Origin of the sequence: Mesorhizobium sp. M1A.F.Ca.IN.022.06.1.1 (assembly GCF_003952605.1) — a bacterium.
In the GTDB taxonomy this organism is placed as follows: Bacteria; Pseudomonadota; Alphaproteobacteria; order Rhizobiales; family Rhizobiaceae; genus Mesorhizobium.
The window spans coordinates 3594900-3614036 of the sequence record NZ_CP034455.1 but is presented as its reverse complement, the minus strand read 5'-3'; the positions used below and the strand labels follow the sequence as shown (position 1 = coordinate 3614036).

Genomic DNA, 19137 nt, shown 5'->3' with positions numbered 1-19137 from the left:
AACCGGAGCGGAGCGACTTAACCACATGAGCCCCGGAAGCGCAGGGAGGCGCGCTTCACAGGCCGGTCCCACCTGAATACGGGCAATAGCTTAGTGCGTCTCTGAGCCGACATAGGCGATGCGCAGCATGTTGGTCGAGCCGGGCGTCCTCAGCGGCACGCCCGCCGTGATGATGACGCGGTCGCCCGGCTTGCCGAAGCCTTCCTCGAGGGCAATGCGGCAGGCGCGGTCGACCATATCGTCGAGGTCGATAGCGTCCTCCGAGACCACGCAATGCGTACCCCACAGAAGCGAGAGCCGGCGCGCCGTGTTGACGATCGGCGACAGCGCCACGATCGGCACTTGCGGCCGTTCGCGCGCGGCGCGCAGACCAGTTGTTCCAGAGGCGGTGTAGGAAATGATCGCCGACAGTTTCAGCGTCTCCGCGATCTCGCGCGCAGCGAGCGAAATGGCGTCGGCCCCGGTCGCTTCCGGTTCCGAGCGCTGGGCGTTGATGATGCCGGCATAAGTCGGGTCGGCTTCGACCTTGGTGGCGATGCGGTTCATCATCGCGACCGCCTCGACCGGGTAGGCGCCGGCGGCGGATTCGGCCGAAAGCATGATCGCGTCCGCGCCTTCGAAGACGGCGATCGACACATCCGAGACCTCCGCGCGGGTCGGCACGGGTGCGGTGATCATCGATTCCAGCATCTGGGTCGCGATCACCACCGGCTTGCCGGCGCGGCGGGCGGCGCGCGTGATCTGCTTCTGGATGCCGGGCACGGCCTCGAGCGGCATCTCGACGCCGAGATCGCCGCGCGCGACCATCAGCGCGTCGGAGAGTTCGATGATCTCGGCCAGGCGCGCCACCGCCTGCGGCTTTTCGATCTTGGCCATGATGAGGGCCCGGCCGCGCGCGATCTTGCGCGCTTCGGCCAGATCCTCCGGCCGCTGCACGAACGACAGCGCCACCCAGTCGACGCTTGCCGCCAGCACCGCGTCGAGATCGGCGCGGTCCTTCTCGGTCAGCGCGCCGACCGGCAGATCGGTGTCGGGCAGGCTGACGCCCTTCTTGTCGGAGATGCCGGTGCCGGCGACCACCGTGCAGGCGATCGACTTGCCGTCGCTCTTGACCGCCTTGAGCTCCAGCTTGCCGTCATCGATCAAAAGACGGTGACCGGCCTCGACCGAGTTCAGGATTTCCGGATGCGGCAGGTAGACGCGCTTCGACGTGCCGGGTTCCGGACTGTCATCAAGCGTGAAGGTCTGGCCGACGGTCAGTGCTTCCTTGCCATTGGCGAACTTGCCGACCCTGAGCTTTGGCCCCTGAAGATCGGCGAGAATGCCGATCGGCCGCCCGACCGCCGCCTCGACGGCCCGGATGCGGCCGACAAGCGTGCGCATCAGCTCGTGGTCGGTATGGCTCATATTGATGCGGAAGACGTCGGCGCCTGCCTCGAAGAGCTTTCGCAGCATCTCCTCGGAGGAGGAAGCCGGACCGATGGTGGCGAGGATCTTGACCTTGCGGTTACGTCTCATTGATTGTTCGTTCCCGGAGCGGGGGCCGCTGGCGCGCCGCCCGTTGCGGGCTCGTCAGTCAGCTGGACCATCCAGCTTGCCTGCTCGCCCGTGTCATATTCCTGAAATCCGGCGCGCTGAAAGCCCCGGGCGACGCAATCATTCACGCCGGCAATCTTGAACTCTTTTTCGGCGACGCACATGTTGATCGGGCCGTCCCAACGCCCGCCGCGCTCGGCGTCTTCTGCATAAAGATAGTAAAACCTTGATGACAGCGGCCCCTCGATCAGCGTCTTGCAGGTCGACCCCTCGATGTGCCACCAGCCCTCTGTGATCCAGCCGGCCTTCGCCCGATAGCCGATGCCGACGCCGACCAGGTTCTGCGTCGCGTTGCAGACGCGGAAGTCGGCGCGCGCCGGCGAGGTCGCGGCGAGCGCGCACAGGCCCGCGCCAAAGATCAGGAGCGGCAGGCTCAGGCGCTTGCGCAGCCTGCCGGCGCAACCCAATCCAAAACCCTTGGCGAACCACATCTGCATCGTCGAAGCACCTTTTCAGCAAACTCCGGGCGCATGTCAACGCGCCGTTTTATTCAATTCCAATCGATTTAGAAGGGTCCGGTGAACGATTTGGCGTCCCATCCGGGATTCTTTGCAGAAACCGTGGCCAAACAACGGCATTGCGCCTCAGTCCTCTTCGTGGAATGACGATACCACCCCGCCCGGACGCCAGCGAACAGACCGTTTTCAGCCGATGACCCGATCCACAGCTTTCGCGCCCTTCGACATCGTCGAGGGCGACCGCAAGAAGGGCATCGTGCTTCTGGCCGATCACGCCCGTCGCGACCTGCCGGAAGAGTATGGCAGCCTCGGCCTGCCGGCTGCCGAGTTCGAGCGCCACATCGCCTATGACATCGGCGTCGAGACGGTGACGCGCGAGTTGGCGGCGGCGCTCAATGCGCCGGCCGTGCTGGCCGGCTTCTCCCGCCTTCTGATCGACCCCAACCGGGGCGAGGACGACCCGACGCTGATCCGCCAGCTCTATGACGGTACCGTCGTGCCGGGAAACTATCCCATGGCCGCCGAGGAGCGGGAGAGACGGCTCGACCGCTTCTACCGCCCCTATCACGACGCGGTCGGGGCGATGATTTCCTCGGTGGCGCAGGCCTCCGGCAAAGCGCCGTTCATCTTCTCGGTGCATTCCTTCACCCCTCGCATGCAAGGCTTCATCCGCCCCTGGCATGTCGGCATCTTGTGGGACCGCGACGACCGCGTTGCGCGGCCGCTGATCGACATGCTGGCCGAAGACAAGGCGCTGATCGTCGGCGACAACGAGCCCTATGACGGCGCGCTGCGCGGCGACACCATGTTCCGCCATGCCATTGTCAACGGCTATGCCCATGCCCTGCTCGAGATCCGTCAGGACCTGATCGCCGACCGCGCTGGCGCTGTTCAATGGGCGGAGCGATTGGCTCCGATCGTTGACGCCGTCGACCGCCGTGCCGATATACACGAGGTGAAGATGTTCGGCTCGCGCACCGGGCCGGCCTAAAAAACGGCCGAGAGGCCGGGGACCACGAAATGACCGAACTCAGCGAAGAACGGAAACGCGATTTCGAGGCCGCCGCCTTCCGCCGGCTGGTCGAGCATCTGCGCGCACGCGGCGACGTCCAGAACATCGACCTGATGAACCTGGCCGGCTTCTGCCGCAACTGCCTGTCGAACTGGTATCGCGAGGCGGCCGAGGCTGACGGCATTGCCCTGACAAAGGACGAATCGCGCGAGATCATCTACGGCATGCCCTATGCCGAATGGCAGGCGCTCAACCAGACCGAAGCCTCCGAGGCCACGAAGGCTGAGTTCGAGGCCAGGCGGCCGAAGGATCATTGAACCGTCCTATTTGGCTCGCCGCTGCTGCTTTGTCATCCCAAGGTCTGCGCGCGTCGCTTCGCTCCTGCTTCGCCCATGGATGTCAAAGGAGGCGTTTCGGCCAAATCTCCAAAGTAGGGCCATTCCTCACAGGTCCGCGCCTCTTGGTCCAACGCTTCTGCCATAGCGCTTCTTGACTACAAATTGAATCGATCTAATTTGCCGCGCAAAGCCATTCGGACTTCAAACCATGAGCGTGCAAACCACAAGGCAAGCCGCGACGCGCGGCCGCTGGGCCGTTGCCGGCATTTTCCTGGCCAATGGCTTTCTCACCGGCAGCTGGGCGCCGCAGATCCCGGTGTTTCTGACCCGGCTGGACATCTCGAAATTCACCCTCGGCCTGCTGATCCTGTTGTTTGGTGTCGGCGCGGTGATGGCGATGACCTGGTGCGGCCATCTCATTTCCAGGCACGGCTCGCGCCCCGTGCTGCGCTGGTTCGGCATCTGCGGCAGTTTCGGCCTGCTGGTCGTGGCACTTGCGCCCAACGTGCCGCTCGCGGCCCTCGCGATGCTCGTCTTCGGCGGCTCGATCGGCGGCATGGACGTCGCCATGAATTCCAACGCGGTGATCGTCGAACGACGGCTCTCCCGCGCCATCATGTCGTCCTCGCATGGCTTCTGGAGCCTCGGCGGCTTCGCCGGCGGCGCGCTTGGTGGCTATTCCATTCAGAACTACGGCTATCTCGCGCATGCGATTGCGGTGACGGCGCTCGCCTTTTTGGTCATCGCCTTTGCTGTTCGCTACCTCATCGCCGACGACAGGCCGCAGGCCGCCGGGCATCAGAAATTTACGCTGCCGCGGCACACAATTGTCTATCTGGTCGGGTTGATGGCGCTGCTCACCATGGTCTCAGAGGGCGCCGTACTTGACTGGGCCGCGCTCTACCTCCAGCAGGAGCTCGGCGCCGACCTTGCGATTGCCGGCCTCGCCTATGCTGCCTTCTCCGGCGTCACGGCGCTTATGCGCTTTCTCGGCGACGGCGTGCGCAACCGCTTCGGCGCGGTGGCGACGCTGCGCGGCTCGGCGCTTGTCGCTGCCGCCGGCATGTTGGTGGCCGGCCTCTCCCCCTCGCCTTATCTTGCCATTGCCGCTTTCGCCTTCTGCGGTTTCGGCATCGCCAATATGGTGCCGATCCTGTTTTCGGCCGGCGGCAACCAGGAAGGCTTGTCTTCCGGCACCGGCATGAGCGTCGTGACCACGATGGGGTATTCAGGAATCCTGGTGGCGCCGTCGGCGATCGGCTTCGTCGCCGAGCATTCGAGCTTCGGCCCGATCTTCGTCGCGCTTTCCGGCCTGCTGGTCATCGTGCTGTTGATGGCAAACTGGCTCACCGCGCCGAATTCGCCGCCGAGCCTGCGCCGGCGGAGTAGCGCTTCAGCTCTTCATGCAGGAAATCCGCCACGCGGCGGATGCGCATGCTGGTGCGCACGTCACGGTGCATTGCAAGCCACACCGGCAGCACGGGCAAGGGAACCTCCGGCAACAGCTTCTCCAGTCGAGGGTCGCGACTAGCGAGCGGCTCCTGGCCGATGCCGATGCCATTGCCGGCCCGCACCGCTTCCCACAGCACGATCTGGTTGTCGGTCCTGAAGCGGAAGTTGCTGCGGCTGACCGGGATGCCAAACGCGGTGAGGCCGCGAACGATCTCATCGCTGCGGTCGAATCCGACCAAAGGATGGTTGGCGAGATCGCTCGGCTTCTGCGGGCGTCCATGCCGGTCGAGATAGGATTTCGCAGCACATATGCAGAGCGCGATATCGGTGACCTTGCGCGCCATCAGCTCGTTCTGCGCCGGCCTGACCATGCGGATGGCGATGTCGGCGTCGCGCCGCAGCAGGTTCTCGACCTGGTTGGAAGCGACGATCTCGACCTCGATGCCCGGCTCTTCCTCGCCAAGGCGCGCCGTGATCTGCGGCAGCACGCAGGCCGCAACCACCTCCGAGGCAGCGATGCGCACCGTGCCCTCGATCGCCTCGACCGAGCCCAGCGCAAGCAATGAGAACGCATTGGCCTGCTCGCTGACTGCCTTTCCGCGCTCGTAGAGTGCGCTGCCTGCCTCCGTGAGTTCGTAGCCGCGCCGCCCGCGCCGGAACAGCGTGACGCCGAGCGCCTGCTCCAGCTCGGCGATGTGGCGGCCGAGCGTCGGCTGGCTTGATGCGAGCTTGCGCGCGGCGGCCGAAAGGCTGCCGGTCTCGGCCACCGCGACGAAGCTCTTGATCAGATTCCAGTCGAATTCATTCATTCGTTTTTGAATAACAGAGTGCCGACCTTAGTCAATTTCCATTCGGCTTTGAAGACGTCAGATTAAGCGGGCAAGCGCAAACAACGGAGACGAACAATGACCAAGATCGCAATTCTGGGCGCCAATGGCCGGCTCGGACGCGTGGTTGCCAAGGCCTTCATCGACGCCGGTTTCGACGTCCGCGCTGTCACCCGCACCGGCAAGGTGCCGCCCGAGCTCAAGGGCGCTATTGCCGTCGCTGGCGACGCTTTGGACCGCCAGTCGCTGATCCGGGCCACGCAAGGCGTCGACATCATCTTCAATGGCTTGAACCCGATCTATACCGACTGGGGCAAATGCCTGCCGATGGCCGAGAACGTCATGGCAGCCTGTCGGGCGAACGGCGCGCTGCATCTTTTCCCGGGCACTGTCTATAATTACGGCTCGCCGATGCCGCAGGTGATCACCGAGGAAACGACTTTCCATCCTACCACCGACAAGGGCCGCATCCGCGTCGCCATGGAGGAGCTTTTCCGTCGCGAAGCCGATGCGGGCCGCGTGCGCACCATTCTGCTTAGGGCCGGCGACTTCTTCGGCGGCACCGGCAGCGGCGGCTGGTTCGATCTCGTCGTCGCCGCCAAGATGGAAAAGGGGGTCTACACCGCCGCCGGCCCGGCCAAGCTCGTGCACGAATGGGCCTATCTGCCCGACTTCGCGGTGGCTTTTGTCGCACTGGCGCGCAATCTCGATAAGCTCGGCTTTTACGAGGCCATCAATTTCCCCGGCCACGCCGTCACCGATCTCGACATCAAGGCTGCCGCCGAAAAGGCGCTCGGCCGCAAGCTGAAACTCACCTTCATGCCCTGGTGGGTGCTGCGCGCCGGCAGCCCGTTCGTAACCATGTGGCGCGAGATCGTCTCGATGTCCTACCTGCGCTTCGAGCCGCACCGGCTGGCGTCAGCGCGCCTGGAAGAGGTCATCGGCGAAATCCCGCACACCCCGCTCGCCCGAGCAGTGGCGGAAGCCATGCAAGACATCGGCATAGCCGTCGCGCCCATGCGTCAGGCCGCCTGAGCAAAGAACAACCTCAAGATGAAAACGGCCGGACTTCAAGGCCCGGCCGCAAATGGTCGTCGGTTCAGATCCTGCCCATCAAAAGCAGGATCAGCAACACTACCAGAATGACTCCCACAATCCCCGAAGGCCCATAGCCCCAAGACCGCGAGTGCGGCCATGCCGGCACGGCGCCGATTAGGATCAGGATCAGGATTATTACGAGAATTGTACCGATCGTCATTGAAAACCCTCGCCGTCTGGTTGAACTTCGAGGGAACAATGCAAAAAGCCGCCCGGTAGTTCCCGAGCGGCTTCCATGTACCTGAGTTGCGAAGTCGCCCTACTCGGCGGCTTTCGGGAAGGCGACCGCCGGCTCGGCATTGGCTTCCGCTACCGGCTCGCCTGTCGAGAGCTCGCCCTTGCCGCGGCGGAACAGGCGGCCGAACCAGCCACGCCGGGCGCCCGGCTTCACCTTGGCGCGGGTGAACACCATCAGCATCGAGGGCGTCACCACCAGCGTCAGCAAGGTGGCGAAGGACAGGCCGAAGACGATCGCCGACGACAGCGAAATCCACCATTGCGTCGATGGCGCGTTGATCGTCGTCTCGTGATGGAAGATTTCGAGACCGAGGCCGAAGGCGATCGGCAGCACGCCGAGGATCGCCGAGACCGCCGTCAACACCACGGGCCTGGCGCGTTCGCGGCAGGTCTGCAGCACGGCATCCATCTTGTCCCAGCCTTCCTCGCGCAGCCGGTCATAGGTGTCGATGAGCACGATGTTGTTGTTCACCACCACGCCGGCAAGCGCAATGACGCCGATGCCCGACATGACGATGCCGAAGGCCTCCCCTGTCAGAAGCAGCCCGAGGAACACGCCGATCGTCGCCATGACGACGCAGGAGAGAACAAGCCACACGCTGGTGAACTTGTTGAACTGCGCGAGCAGCACCAGGAAGATCAGGAAGATCGCGGCGCCGAAAGCCTTGCTGAGGAAGGCGCTGGCTTCCGCGCTGTCCTCGTTGGAGCCAGCGAGCTTCCAGCGTATGCCGCTGCCAAGATCCATGTCGGCCACGGCCTTGGTGACTTCCGCCTGCACCGCTGCCACTTGCGCGCCGGCGCTGACATTGGCTTGCACCACCACGGTGCGCGCGCCATCGATGCGGTTGAGGACGCCGACTGTCGGCTCGGGCTTCCTGACCACGAAGTTCGAGATCGGCACCGAGCCTTGCGAGGTCTGCACCCTGAGCTCGTCGAGCGTCGAGAGCGTGCGCCGGTCTTCCGGCAGACGCAGGCGAATGTCGACGGCGTCGTCGGCGCCGGCCGGCCGGTACTCCGACAGCTTGAGACCGTTCGTCACCAGCTGCACCACAGTGCCCACCGAGGTCGGGCTGATGCCGTATTGCGCCGCCTTGGCGCGATCAACCTCAAGTGCCCAGTCGACGCCGGGCGGCGGCAGGCCGTCGGAAACATCGATCACGTTGGGGATCTTGGCGATGCGCGCGGCGACGGCGCGCGCCTTGTCGTCGAGCCCGGCCGGGTCGGCGGCCGAAAGCCTGATCTGGATCGGCTTGCCGGTCGGCGGGCCGGCCTCGGGCACGCGCACTTCGACATCGACCCCGGGAATGCCGGCCATGACGCCACGCAAATCATCGAGGATTTGGTTGGCGGATTTGCGCTCGCGCCAGTCGACGAATTCGTACTGGATCACCCCGACCACGTCTTCCGGGATGTCCTGGCCGCCGCCTTGCGTCTTGCCGACGCGCGTGTAGACCGATTTCACGCCCGGCCAGCCGAGCAGGCGGCTTTCCGCCGTCTTGGTTGCGGCGTCCATTTCGGCCAGCGAAAGGTTGCCGCGGGCATGCACATAGAGCAGGCCGTAATCCGGCTCGACGCTGGGGAAGAACTCGACGCCGGCGCCGTATTTCGAATAGGCGAAACCGACGCCGACCAGCAGGCCTACGGTGAGCAGGATGACGGTCATCGGGAAACGCACCGCCTGCTTGACCAGAGCCATATACCAGCCGTCGCGATCGCTGTCCTCGTGATGCGCCGGCGCCTTGGCGAAGATGGCGCCGAGCGTCGGCGCGAAGACCAGCGCATAGAGCATCGAGGCCGACAGCGTCACGATCAGCGTGATCGGCATGTACTTCATGAAGTCGCCGATGATGCCGGGCCAGAAGAGCAGCGGCGAGAAGGCGGCGATGCGCGTCATCGTCGCTGCGATGACGGGGCCGGCCATGCGCTTGGCGGCTAGCGCGAAGGCATCGGCCTTCGGCATGCCCTCGCTCATGCGCCGCTCGGCGAATTCCGTGACGATGATGGCATCGTCGACCAGCATGCCGACCGCCAGGATGAGGCTGAACAGCACGATCATGTTGATCGTGTAGCCCATCATCGCAAGCAGCAGGATGCCGATCAGGAAGGATGACGGAATGGCGAGGCCGATGAGCAGCGAGGCGCGTCCCGACAGCGCGTAGAGGATGACGATGAACACCAGGATGACCGCGATCATCACATGGTTCTGCAGGTCGCCCAAAAGCTGGTTGACGAAGACCGACTTGTCCTGCGTGTAGGTGACGTGCATGCCTTCCGGCATCGTCTTGATGAAGGTGTCCGACACCTCCCGGACATGGTTCAGCGTGTCGATCAGGTTGGCGCCGATGCGCTTCTTCACCTCGATGGCGATCGCCGGCTTGCCGTCGAGGCGGGTCACCGTCTCGGCGTCCTTGAAGGTGGAGCGGATGGTGGCGACGTCCTTGGCCTGCACCACGGCATTGGGCGTGGCGACGACCGGCAGTTTGGCGACGTCCTCGGGCGTCTCGATCAGCGACGGCACCTTGACCGCGTATTTGCCCTCGGAGCCTTCGAGATTGCCGGCCGCGACCAGGCTGTTGGAGGCGCCGACGCCCTGGATCACTTGATCGAGCTGGAGTCCGTAGGAGGAGAGCTTCACCGGATCGATGACGACTTCAACCAGATCGTCGCGTGCGCCCTGCAGCGAGCCTTCGAGCACGCCCGGCACCTCCTCGATGCGGTCGCGCAATTCGCGCGCCGCCGACGTCAGCACGCGCTCCGGCACGTCGCCGGAAAGGGTGACGACGAGAACCGGGAACTCCGAGACGTTGACTTCAGTGACGGTCGGCTCCTCCGCCGCCTGCGGCAGGTCGGCCTTGGCGTCCTGCACCTTGCTGCGGGTGTCCTGCAGCGCGGTGGCCAGGTTGGTCTGCGGTTGGAACTCGACCAGCACGTAGCCGCCGCCCTGGAAGGCGGCCGAGCGCATCTCCTTGAGCCCCTTCAGGCTCTTGAGCTTGCTTTCCATCGGCCTGAGCAGCAGCCGTTCGGAGTCCTCCGGCGATATGCCCTGGTAGATCAGGCTGACATACATCATCGGAATTGGAACGTCCGGCTCCGCTTCCTTCGGCGTCGACTGATAGGCGACCCAGCCCGCGACGAGCAGGAACATCAGCGCCGATATTGTGAGGCGGGCGTTGTGAATGGCGAGTCTGACGATGTCCATGACTTATGCCTGCTGTTTCCCTGGAAGCCGCGACATTGGCCAGCGGCGCCGGTCGAGCCGGCACGGCGGCCGCGCTATTGCGTGCCGGCGGAGGCTTCGCTGATCAGCTTGTTGATGGTTGCCTGGTCGGCCTCGACCGGCTTCACCAGATCGCCTTCCTTCACCAGTTCCTGGCCGGCGACGATGATGCGCGCGTCCTGCGGGATGCCGCCAAGCACCAAGCCCTTCGGCGTGTCGTCGACGAGGTCGATCGGGAAGAACGCCACCTTGTCGTCCTTGCCGACGGCGCGGATGCCGAGGTCGCCCTTGTCGCCCAGCGTCACCACCGAGCGCGGCAGCATGACCGCATCGGTCGGCTGGGCGCTGAGCGTGATCTCGGCCGTCATGCCGGCGGGGATGGAGCCGTCGGCATTGCGGATGGCCACCTCGACACGGAAGGTGCGGGTCTGCGAGGAGGCGTCACGGCTGATGTAGCGCACCGTGCCGGTGACTTTCTGGTCGTTGACAAGGCGCACGTTGGCATGGTCGCCGATCTTGATGTAGCGCAGGTCGCGCTCGCTGATCTCGCCGCGCGCGATCACCGGGTCGAGCTTGAGGATGGTGGCCACCTCGCCGCCCTGCATCACCGAGCTGCCGAGCTCGACCGGCACGCGGTCGATGACGCCGTCGAAGGGCGCCTTCACTTCGTTGCGGTCGAGTTCGGCCTGCGCCGTCTCCAGCATGGACTGCGCCGCCGTCAGGTTCGAGCGGGCAGTGTCGAGCTGCAGCTTGGGCAGGTTGCCGGTCTTGGCCAGCCGCTCGGCTGCGTCGAGCTCGGCCTTGCGCTGCGCCAGCAGCTGCCTGGCATTGTCGACATTCGAGAGCTTCTCCTCGGCGGCAAGCATCAGCACGAGGTCGCCGGTCTTGACGTGATCGCCCTGCTTGACCGGGAGCTTATCGATGACACCGGCGACGCGCACAGCAAGCACAGCGCGCTTGTCGGCTTCGGTCAGGCCCGAGATCCGTATCGCCCGCGCGAAGGTTTTGCGCGGCGGCGTCACCACCGCGACGGTGCGCAATGCTGCCTTCGGCTCGGCCTCCGCCGTCTTCGGCTTTTCGGCGCCGGACTGCGCGGCTTTGCCTGCTTCTCCCTCCTTCTGGTGATCGGCGGCGCTGCCCACGGACGAGAACTCGCCCGTTGCCATCCAGGCAGCGAATCCGATGAGCACAGCAATGGCTGCAAGCTTGTGAAACCTGATTTTCGGCATCGTCATTTTTTCCGTTGCAGGCTTGGGCGAGGTCGACGGTTTCGATCCCCGGGCGCGCGGCCGATATGGGGGCGCGCAGAGCCATCTTCAATTTGCCGTGATCGGCGAAGCGCGCTTCTACCGCAAAGCCGTTGCGCAAAACAGTCAGAAACTTTGATGGATTACTGCGCCGCCGAGCTTGAGGCGCTGGTTTTTTCCGCGTTTTACATGCTGGACTGCTTGGCTTTTCTCAATCGGGGCCGGCTTTTCAGCCGATCGGACACTCAATGGCAGCAGGCGTCAGTATGATGAAGAATTTTTTTGCGAAATGACATGTCGCATTGGCATGGGGCAGTCAGAGGACGCGCCCAATCCGAAAATATATCCGATCAGGTGATCAGGTTAAGCAAGCGGAACAGCCGCTCGAATGTGCGGCCATAAGGCGGCCTGAGCAGGGCCCCGGCACTCAGCCTGGATTGGACGAAGATCGGCTTTTCCTTGCTGAAGGTGCGGAAACCCCATTCGCCGTGATAGGCGCCCATGCCGCTCTCGCCAGCGCCGCCGAATGGCTGCCGTTCCTGCACCAGATGCATCATGCAGTCGTTGACCGTCACGCCGCCGGCAACGGTTTCTTGCATGATCCTTTGGCGATTGGCGCTGTTCTTGCCGAACCAATAGAGGGCGAGCGGACGCTCGCCGCGGTTCACGTGACCGATCGCCTCATCGATCGTGCCGTATTCGAGGATCGGCAGCACCGGCCCGAAGATTTCCTCGCGCATCAGCCGCAAACTCTCGCCGGCGTTCCTGACCAGGACAGGCGCCATCTTGCGGTCGCACCAGCCGAGCTTTTCATTTGCCGGGTTGACCTCGGTGACATCGGCACCGCTTTCGCGCGCCTCGGCGACCATGTCGCTCAGCCGCCGCTGGTGCCGTTCGCTGACGATGGCCGTGTAGTCGGGATTGTCGCCCAGGCGCGGATAGAGCCGCGCCATCGCGCCGGCAAGTTTTGCGGCGATCGCCGCGCCTTGCCCTTGCGGGACCATCAGATAGTCTGGTGCGATGCAGGTCTGGCCGGCATTCAAGAGCTTGCCGTAGGCGACGCTCGCAACCGCAGCGTCGAGATCGCACGACGCATCGAAGATCGCCGGCGACTTGCCGCCAAGTTCGAGCGTCACCGGCGTCAGATTGGCGGCCGCGGCTAGCGCCACCTGCCGGCCGACCGCGGTGGAGCCGGTGAACAGGAGATGATCGAAAGGCATGGACACGAATGTCTTGCCGACTTCGGCATCGCCGACCACAACGCTCATCTCGTCGGAAGAAAAATGCTCTTCGACCAACCGGGCGAGCAGGTCCGAAAAGTTCGGCGTCAGCTCGGACGGCTTGAGCAGCACCCGGTTGCCGGCGGCTAGAGCGGCAGTCGCCGGCGCGATGGCAAGCTGGAACGGATAGTTCCAGGGCGAGACGATGCCGACGACCCCGAGCGGCTGCGGCAGAAGGCGGTTGCGCCCCGGCAGGAACGGCAGGCTGGTGGCGACGCGGCGCTCGCGCATCCAGCCGCGCAGATGCCGGATGGCGTGCTTGATGCCGGCGCGAACGACGAACAGTTCCGCAAGCCGCGTTTCCTGCGCCGCCCGTCCAGTGAAATCGCTGTCGATCGCCGTGCAGATCTCGGCTTCATGCTTTTCGGTCAGCGCCAGCAGCCGCTTCAGCCGATCCTTGCGCACTGCGAGGCCAGGAAAGGGGTCCTTCTCGAAGGCCCTGCACTGCGCCTCAAACTTGACCCCGAGAGAGTTCTGTCTGGTCTGCAGCATCGCTACCTCCCGTTTACGTCGAGGTAAACTACTCGCGCGACGGAGGTGAATCCAGCATATCGCCGGTTCCGCAAGGGAAACCTCGGCGCCTGCTGAAACGTGCGACAGGGTTGGGCAACTAGGCTCGCCGGCGCGCTGACTCTGGCTTGATGCGCGCGGCGAGGAATTCCTTGACCCGCCGGCCCGGGGCCGGGCCGCGCATCGGCTTGAAGCCGTCGTCGAGCTCGCCCGAGAGGTCGAGCGTCGCTCGGCTGCCGACCGCGTCGTAATTCTCCTCCAGCCAATCGCTGGCCGCACTGCGGCCAAGGTCCCGCAGATAGGCGAGGAAGGCCCATTCGGCGTTGACCTTGGACGAGGCCGACAGATCCTTGAAGGCCTCGTCGGCATCGATGCGGTGCATGCGGATGTCGCGGTATTCGCCATGCGGCAGGCGTCCCGCCGCGATCAGTTCCTTGACGAAGGCGATCGAGCGGAATTCGCGCAGCAGCCCGGCATTGAAGGTGATCTCGTCGATGCGGTTCTGGATCTCGTTGGCACTCTTCGGCGTGCCTTCGCGCACCACCGGATTGATCTGCACGAGCAGCACGTCCTCGGTCGCCGCGGTCTTGAAGAAGGGATAGAGCGCCGGATTGCCGCCATAGCCGCCATCCCAATAGGGCACGCCCTTGATCTCGACGGCACGGAACAATTGCGGCAGGCAGGCCGACGCCATCACCGTGTCGAGGTCGATCTCGCCATCCGAGAAGACGCGCAGCTGCCCGGTCTCGACATTGGTCGCCGAAATGAAGAGCTCCATCGACTTGCAGGCGTGCACATTGCCGAAGTCGATCTCCTTCTTGACCACATCGCGCAGCGGGTTGAGGCCGAGCGGATTGGCGACGTAAGGCGAGAAGACCCGCGACATGGTGTCGAAGAAGAAATAGCCGGGCGTGTTCTCGATCGACCAGTTCCCCCAGACGACGTCCCACGGCATGCGTTGCACCGGGCTGAACCGCCCCTTCGAGGCCACAGCACGCCAGAAATCGTCGAGCTTCTTGCGCGCGCCCTCGACGCCGCCGCGTACGAAGCCGTCGGCCAGCGCCACCGCGTTCATCGCGCCGGCGCTGGTGCCTGACACGGCAGCGATCTCAAGCCGCCCGTCTTCGAGCAGACGATCGAGCACGCCCCAGGAGAAGGCTCCGTGCGAGCCGCCGCCCTGAAGCGCGATGTTGATCTTCTTCTTGTCCCCCGCCTTGCCGTTCTTCGCCATGGCGTTCCTTGTCTCGATGTGCCGGCCTGCCCCTGCGTCATTGGAGCAGGACCGCTGCCGTCAGCCTATGTTGCAGCGCAGCATATAAGGACGGACCAAGGCAAGAACACGAGCACACAAGCGTGATCGGGTGAAATTTCGCTCATGAAAAAACTGTCCGCTGCCGGACGCGGAGTATTGCATTAGGGTTTGCTCGCGGCGTCAGGCGACGAGATCGGGCACCGGCCCGACATAGCGCGACTGCGGCCGGATCAGGCGTCCGGTCGCCTGCTGCTCGCGCGCATGCGCAATCCAGCCGGCGACGCGGCCGGCGGCAAAGACGTTGGAGAACGCCTCCTTCGGGAAGCCCGCGGCTTCGAGCAGGAGCGCGGTATAGAATTCGACATTGGTCTGGATCGAGCGTTGCGGCTTGGCGACCCTGAGCACGTCGAGTGCCGCCTGTTCCACCGTCTCGGCGAAGGCCAGCCGGCTGCCGGTCTCATAACGTGTGCCCAGCCGCCGCACGACGGCTTTCAGCACGTCGGCACGTGGGTCGCGCACGCGGTAGATGCGATGGCCGAAGCCCATGATGCGCTCGCCGCGCGCGATCTCGTTTCGCAGCCAGGCGGCCGCGTCGCCGCTCGCCTCGATCGCGTCGAGCATCTCGATCACCGGCCCCGGCGCGCCGCCATGCAGCGGGCCTTTGAGCGCGCCGAGCCCGGCCAGGATCGCCGAGGTCAAGCCCGCCTGCGTCGACGCCACCACCCGCGTTGCGAAGGTCGAGGCATTGAGCCCATGGTCGCAGACCGTCACCAGATACGTATCGAGCGCCTTGGCAAGCGCCGGCGAGGCCGTACCGGAGAGCATTCGCAGCATGTCGTTGGCATGATCGGCGCGTGCGTCCGGAGGAACAGGCTTCTCGCCGCGTCCGAGCCGCAGCAGGGCCGGCGTTAGCACCGCCGGCGCCGCGATCAGCCGGAGCGCGTCGGCGAGCGAGTCGCCGTCGGGCAGAAGAGCGATGCCGGTGCGCATGCCGCTGTAGACATCGAGCGCTGGAAGTTCAGCGAGCATCGGCTGCAGCCGTTCGCAAACCTCGACACGCGCATTGCCGATCGCCTTCTCCAACTCGTCGTCGCCGGGAAGCTCGTCAAAGAACCCGTCGAACAAGAGGCGGACCACCTGGCCGTAGCGCCAGTGCCCGGCGAGTTCCGTCAACGAATGGCCTCGGATGGTGAGATGGCCGCCCGCGCCGTCGACATCGGAAAGAACCGTCTCCGCCGCCACAACATCATCGAGCCCATTTGCCATGACTGTCTCCTTGACCCTTTGTGCACTGCAGTTAATGCTCTACAATCAACGCATCAATCTTGATCAACTGAATCAATATGAGGCGGTGCGAACTTGTCCGAATGGCTGACGCGGGAGGAAGCGCTGGCGCGGCTCAAGGTCCGGCCGCAGACCCTTTACGCCTATGTCAGCCGCGGCCGCATCGGCATGCGGCCTGACGGGGCCGATCCGCGCCGCAGCCAGTATCGAGCCGACGACATAGCCGCGCTCGCCACCCGTCGGGCGCGCGGGCGCAGCCCCCAGGCGATCGCCGAAAGCGCCATCGCCTGGGGCGAGCCAGCGATCACCACTGCCATCTCGACCGTGCTGCACGGCCGCCTCGTTTATCGCGGCAAGGATGCCGTTGCGCTTGCCGCGACAGCGACGCTGGAGGAGGCAGCAAGCCTGCTTTGGGCATCCGGCGCCGCGATATCCTTCGCATCGCTGACGCCTTCGATCGTTCGCGAGAGCGGCACCCCGACGGCCTTTGCAAGATTGTCGGCGCTTGCCGCGGCTGGCCGGCCTTCGCTCGGCCGCAGGCCGGGCATGCTGCAGCAGGATGGCGCCAGCGCCACCAGCGTGCTCGCGACGTCACTCGGTGCAAGCCCGGGGGCGGAGCCGGTGCATGAAAGGCTGGCGCGCGGCTGGTCGGTCGACGCTGCCGGTGCCGATCTCATCCGCAAGGCGCTGGTGCTTTTGGCCGATCACGAGCTCAACGCCTCGACCTTCGCCGCACGCGTCGCCGCTTCGACCGGCGCGCCGATCGTGGCCTGCCTGCTTGCCGGGCTCGCTGCCCTTACCGGCCCGCGTCATGGCGGCGCCGGCGCCGCGGCGATCGCGCTGGTCGAGGATGCCGAGCGGCTCGGGCCGGACGAGACGATCGCGCGCTGGCTGGCCCACGACCGGCCACTGCCCGGCTTCGGCCATCAGCTCTATCCCGAAGGCGATCCGCGCGCGGAGGCTCTGCTGCCCGACCTCGACATCGCTGACGGTCTGCTGCATCTGCGCGACGCCGTCCTTGCCGCGACAGGCATGCGCCCGAATGTCGACTTCGCGCTGGCCGCGCTGACGCGCAGCCTCAATCTCCCCGCCGACGCGCCCTTTCGCCTGTTCGCGCTCGGTCGCAGCATCGGCTGGACGGCGCATGCCATCGAGCAGGTGACGAGCAACAGGCCGATCAGGCCGCGAGCCCGCTATGACGGCCCTGCAGGAACACCTGACGGCTAGCCGTCACGACATGGTGTCGAGCTTGCGCTGCATGGCGGCGATCTGCGCCTTCAATTCCTGCAGGTCGTCGGATTTCTCGTCCTTCTTCGGCGGCTCGGCGGGCGCAGCGGAATTGGGGCCGCCGGACGGGAACGGCGTGAACATGCGCATCGCGTTCTGGAACATCTCGACGTTGCGCCGCGTCTGTTCCTCCAGCGCCTTCATCGGCGTCTTCATCATGTCGATCGGCGTCTTGCCGAAGGCGCCCTTCAGCTGCTCGCGGAAACGCTCCTGCTCCTTGGAGAAGGCGATCATCGACTGTTCGAGGAAGCTCGGCACGATCATCTGCATCTGGTCGCCGTAGAAGGAGATCAGCTGGCGCAGAAACGGGATCGGCAGCATGTTCTGCCCGTCCTTGTTCTCCAGCTCGAAGATGATCTGGGTCAGCACCGGATGCGTGATGTCGTCGCCGGTCTTGGCGTCCTGCACGGTGAATTCTTCGCCCTTCTTGACCATCTCGGCCAGATCTTCGAGCGTCACATAGGTGCTGGTGCCGGTGTTGTAGAGCCGGCGGTTGGCGTACTTCTTGATGACGATCGGGTCGTCTTTTGCGGCCATCCGTATCCTCCCCAGGATACCGGCGCGTTCACAGTAAGCGGCCGGTAACGATTGCGCCATTTGTCGAGGATATGCGCAAAAGCGTCACAATTCCAAGCGGTTTGTGCAGTGCGGCATCAATTAATGCCGAAAGGGCGGGCCAAATTGTGCTGCAGCGCGATGGCTACGCCGTCACGATAAGCGCTCGACTTGCTTGCCGCGCATGGCGGCCATGCCGATTTCCGGTTTGACTCAGGTGCTTGAACGGGCAAGAAAGTCTCCAAGGATAGCCTAACGACACCTCGAAGCCTGGAGAAGAAAATGTCCGCTTCCAATTCAATCGTCGTCGCCAGCGCAGCCCGCACAGCAGTCGGCTCCTTCAACGGCAGTTTCGCCACCACCCCCGCGCACGAGCTCGGCGCGGTCGTCATCAAGGAATTGCTCGCGCGTGCCAAGGTCGACCCGGCGGAGGTGGACGAAGTCATCCTCGGTCAGGTGCTGACCGCCGCTCAGGGCCAGAACCCGGCCCGCCAGGCTTCCGTCAATGCCGGTCTGCCCAAGGAGACGACTGCTTGGGGCCTCAACCAGGTTTGCGGCTCGGGCTTGAGGGCCATTGCGCTCGGCATGCAGCAGATCGCCACCGGCGACGCCAAGGTGATCGTCGCCGGCGGCCAGGAATCGATGTCGCTGTCGCCGCACGCCCAGCACCTGCGCGCCGGCGTCAAGATGGGCGACTACAAGATGATCGATACCATGATCAAGGACGGCCTATGGGATGCCTTCAACGGCTACCATATGGGCAACACCGCCGAGAACGTCGCTCGTCAGTTCCAGATCACCCGCGAAGTCCAGGACGAGTTCGCGCTGGCCTCGCAAAACAAGGCCGAGGCGGCACAGAAGGCCGGTAAGTTCAAGGACGAGATCGTCGCCGTCACCATCAAGGGCAAGAAGGGCGACACCATCGTCGACCAGGACGAATACATCCGCCACGGCGCTACGCTGGATGCCATGACCAAGCTGAAGCCGGCCTTCGACAAGGACGGCACCGTCACCGCCGCCAATGCTTCGGGCATCAATGACGGAGCCGCCGGCGCGCTGCTGATGAGCGAGGCCGAGGCTGCCAGGCGCGGCATCACCCCACTGGTCCGCATCGCCTCCTGGGCGACCGCCGGCGTCGATCCGGCGATCATGGGTACCGGCCCGATCCCGGCGTCGAAGCGGGCGCTGGAGAAGGCCGGCTGGTCGGCCAAGGACCTCGATCTCGTCGAGGCCAACGAGGCCTTCGCCGCGCAGGCCTGCGCCGTCAACAAGGGCATGGGCTGGGATCCCTCGATCGTCAACGTCAATGGCGGCGCCATCGCCATCGGCCATCCGATCGGCGCCTCGGGCGCCCGCGTGTTCAACACGCTGGTCTACGAGATGCGCCGCCGCGGCGCAAAGAAGGGCCTCGCGACGCTTTGCATCGGCGGCGGCATGGGCGTTGCGATGTGTGTGGAAGCCTTGAACTGAGCGAATGGCGAACTGAG

Annotated in this window: 15 protein-coding genes and 1 pseudogene; 6 read left to right on the top strand and 10 right to left on the bottom strand. The window is 64.8% G+C overall.

All coding sequences use genetic code 11. The features are described from left to right. Positions 1 to 90: 90 nt before the first annotated feature. Together pyk and EJ078_RS17250 are read right to left on the bottom strand one after the other, a co-directional pair. Positions 91 to 1518 carry a pyruvate kinase gene (gene pyk, locus EJ078_RS17255; protein ID WP_067319379.1) on the bottom strand — a complete coding sequence of 476 codons (1428 nt, stop codon included), beginning with the start codon at positions 1516 to 1518 and terminating at the stop codon, positions 91 to 93. Beyond that, entirely contained in the window at positions 1515 to 2033 is a 519-nt protein-coding gene (locus EJ078_RS17250; protein WP_170950279.1) for a DUF1036 domain-containing protein, read from the bottom strand. Before EJ078_RS17250 ends, pyk begins: the two co-directional genes overlap by 4 nt. 214 nt (positions 2034 to 2247) lie before the next feature. Here EJ078_RS17250 and EJ078_RS17245 point away from each other — a divergent pair, with 214 nt between their 5' ends. The 3 genes and pseudogenes from EJ078_RS17245 to EJ078_RS17235 all read left to right on the top strand — a co-directional run bounded on the left by EJ078_RS17245 (position 2248) and on the right by EJ078_RS17235 (position 4793). Next, positions 2248 to 3045, top strand: coding sequence for an N-formylglutamate amidohydrolase (locus EJ078_RS17245; protein ID WP_095799796.1), 798 nt, complete (start codon positions 2248 to 2250; stop codon positions 3043 to 3045). A 29-nt stretch (positions 3046 to 3074) separates the two neighbouring features. After that, on the top strand, positions 3075 to 3383 hold the full coding sequence (locus EJ078_RS17240; protein WP_095799795.1) for a DUF1244 domain-containing protein: 309 nt from the start codon (positions 3075 to 3077) through the stop codon (positions 3381 to 3383). Between the two features lie 229 nt (positions 3384 to 3612). Further along, a pseudogene (locus EJ078_RS17235) lies at positions 3613 to 4793 on the top strand (MFS transporter). Here the strand turns inward: EJ078_RS17235 and EJ078_RS17230 are convergent. Then, positions 4751 to 5665, bottom strand: coding sequence for a LysR family transcriptional regulator (locus tag EJ078_RS17230; RefSeq protein ID WP_127404126.1), 915 nt, complete (start codon positions 5663 to 5665; stop codon positions 4751 to 4753). The pseudogene EJ078_RS17235 and the gene EJ078_RS17230 overlap by 43 nt on opposite strands. Positions 5666 to 5761: 96 nt before the next feature. Here EJ078_RS17230 and EJ078_RS17225 point away from each other — a divergent pair, with 96 nt between their 5' ends. Continuing rightward, positions 5762 to 6718 carry an SDR family oxidoreductase gene (locus EJ078_RS17225; RefSeq protein WP_127216393.1) on the top strand — a complete coding sequence of 319 codons (957 nt, stop codon included), beginning with the start codon at positions 5762 to 5764 and terminating at the stop codon, positions 6716 to 6718. A gap of 64 nt (positions 6719 to 6782) precedes the next feature. Here EJ078_RS17225 and EJ078_RS17220 read toward each other — a convergent pair whose 3' ends face one another. The 6 genes from EJ078_RS17220 to EJ078_RS17195 form a co-directional block, all read right to left on the bottom strand. Next, positions 6783 to 6941: a DUF3309 family protein gene (locus tag EJ078_RS17220; protein ID WP_040991775.1), complete on the bottom strand. Its 159-nt coding sequence runs from the start codon at positions 6939 to 6941 to the stop codon at positions 6783 to 6785. 99 nt (positions 6942 to 7040) lie between these two features. Next, positions 7041 to 10217 (bottom strand): efflux RND transporter permease subunit, encoded by a 3177-nt coding sequence (locus tag EJ078_RS17215; RefSeq protein ID WP_127216392.1) that lies wholly within the window; start codon positions 10215 to 10217, stop codon positions 7041 to 7043. A gap of 74 nt (positions 10218 to 10291) precedes the next feature. After that, entirely contained in the window at positions 10292 to 11464 is a 1173-nt protein-coding gene (locus EJ078_RS17210; protein WP_127216391.1) for an efflux RND transporter periplasmic adaptor subunit, read from the bottom strand. 368 nt (positions 11465 to 11832) lie between these two features. Beyond that, positions 11833 to 13254, bottom strand: a complete 1422-nt coding sequence (locus EJ078_RS17205; protein ID WP_127216390.1) for a coniferyl aldehyde dehydrogenase — start codon at positions 13252 to 13254, stop codon at positions 11833 to 11835. Positions 13255 to 13372: 118 nt separating this feature from the next. Continuing rightward, positions 13373 to 14503, bottom strand: coding sequence for a patatin-like phospholipase family protein (locus EJ078_RS17200; RefSeq protein ID WP_127216389.1), 1131 nt, complete (start codon positions 14501 to 14503; stop codon positions 13373 to 13375). A gap of 201 nt (positions 14504 to 14704) precedes the next feature. Beyond that, positions 14705 to 15790 (bottom strand): citrate synthase/methylcitrate synthase, encoded by a 1086-nt coding sequence (locus EJ078_RS17195; RefSeq protein ID WP_127216394.1) that lies wholly within the window; start codon positions 15788 to 15790, stop codon positions 14705 to 14707. Positions 15791 to 15883: 93 nt separating this feature from the next. On the opposite strand from EJ078_RS17195, the gene EJ078_RS17190 reads away from it, so the two are divergent. Then, entirely contained in the window at positions 15884 to 17035 is a 1152-nt protein-coding gene (locus tag EJ078_RS17190) for a citrate/2-methylcitrate synthase (protein ID WP_095782548.1), read from the top strand. 3 nt (positions 17036 to 17038) lie between these two features. On the opposite strand, the gene phaR is transcribed toward EJ078_RS17190, so the two are convergent. Then, complete coding sequence (gene phaR, locus EJ078_RS17185; RefSeq protein ID WP_067319402.1) at positions 17039 to 17632, bottom strand: polyhydroxyalkanoate synthesis repressor PhaR; 594 nt, start codon at positions 17630 to 17632, stop codon at positions 17039 to 17041. Between the two features lie 300 nt (positions 17633 to 17932). Between phaR and EJ078_RS17180 the strand changes: the two genes are divergently transcribed. Next, positions 17933 to 19120 carry an acetyl-CoA C-acetyltransferase gene (locus tag EJ078_RS17180; protein ID WP_095799786.1) on the top strand — a complete coding sequence of 396 codons (1188 nt, stop codon included), beginning with the start codon at positions 17933 to 17935 and terminating at the stop codon, positions 19118 to 19120. The last annotated feature ends 17 nt before the right edge of the window (positions 19121 to 19137 follow it).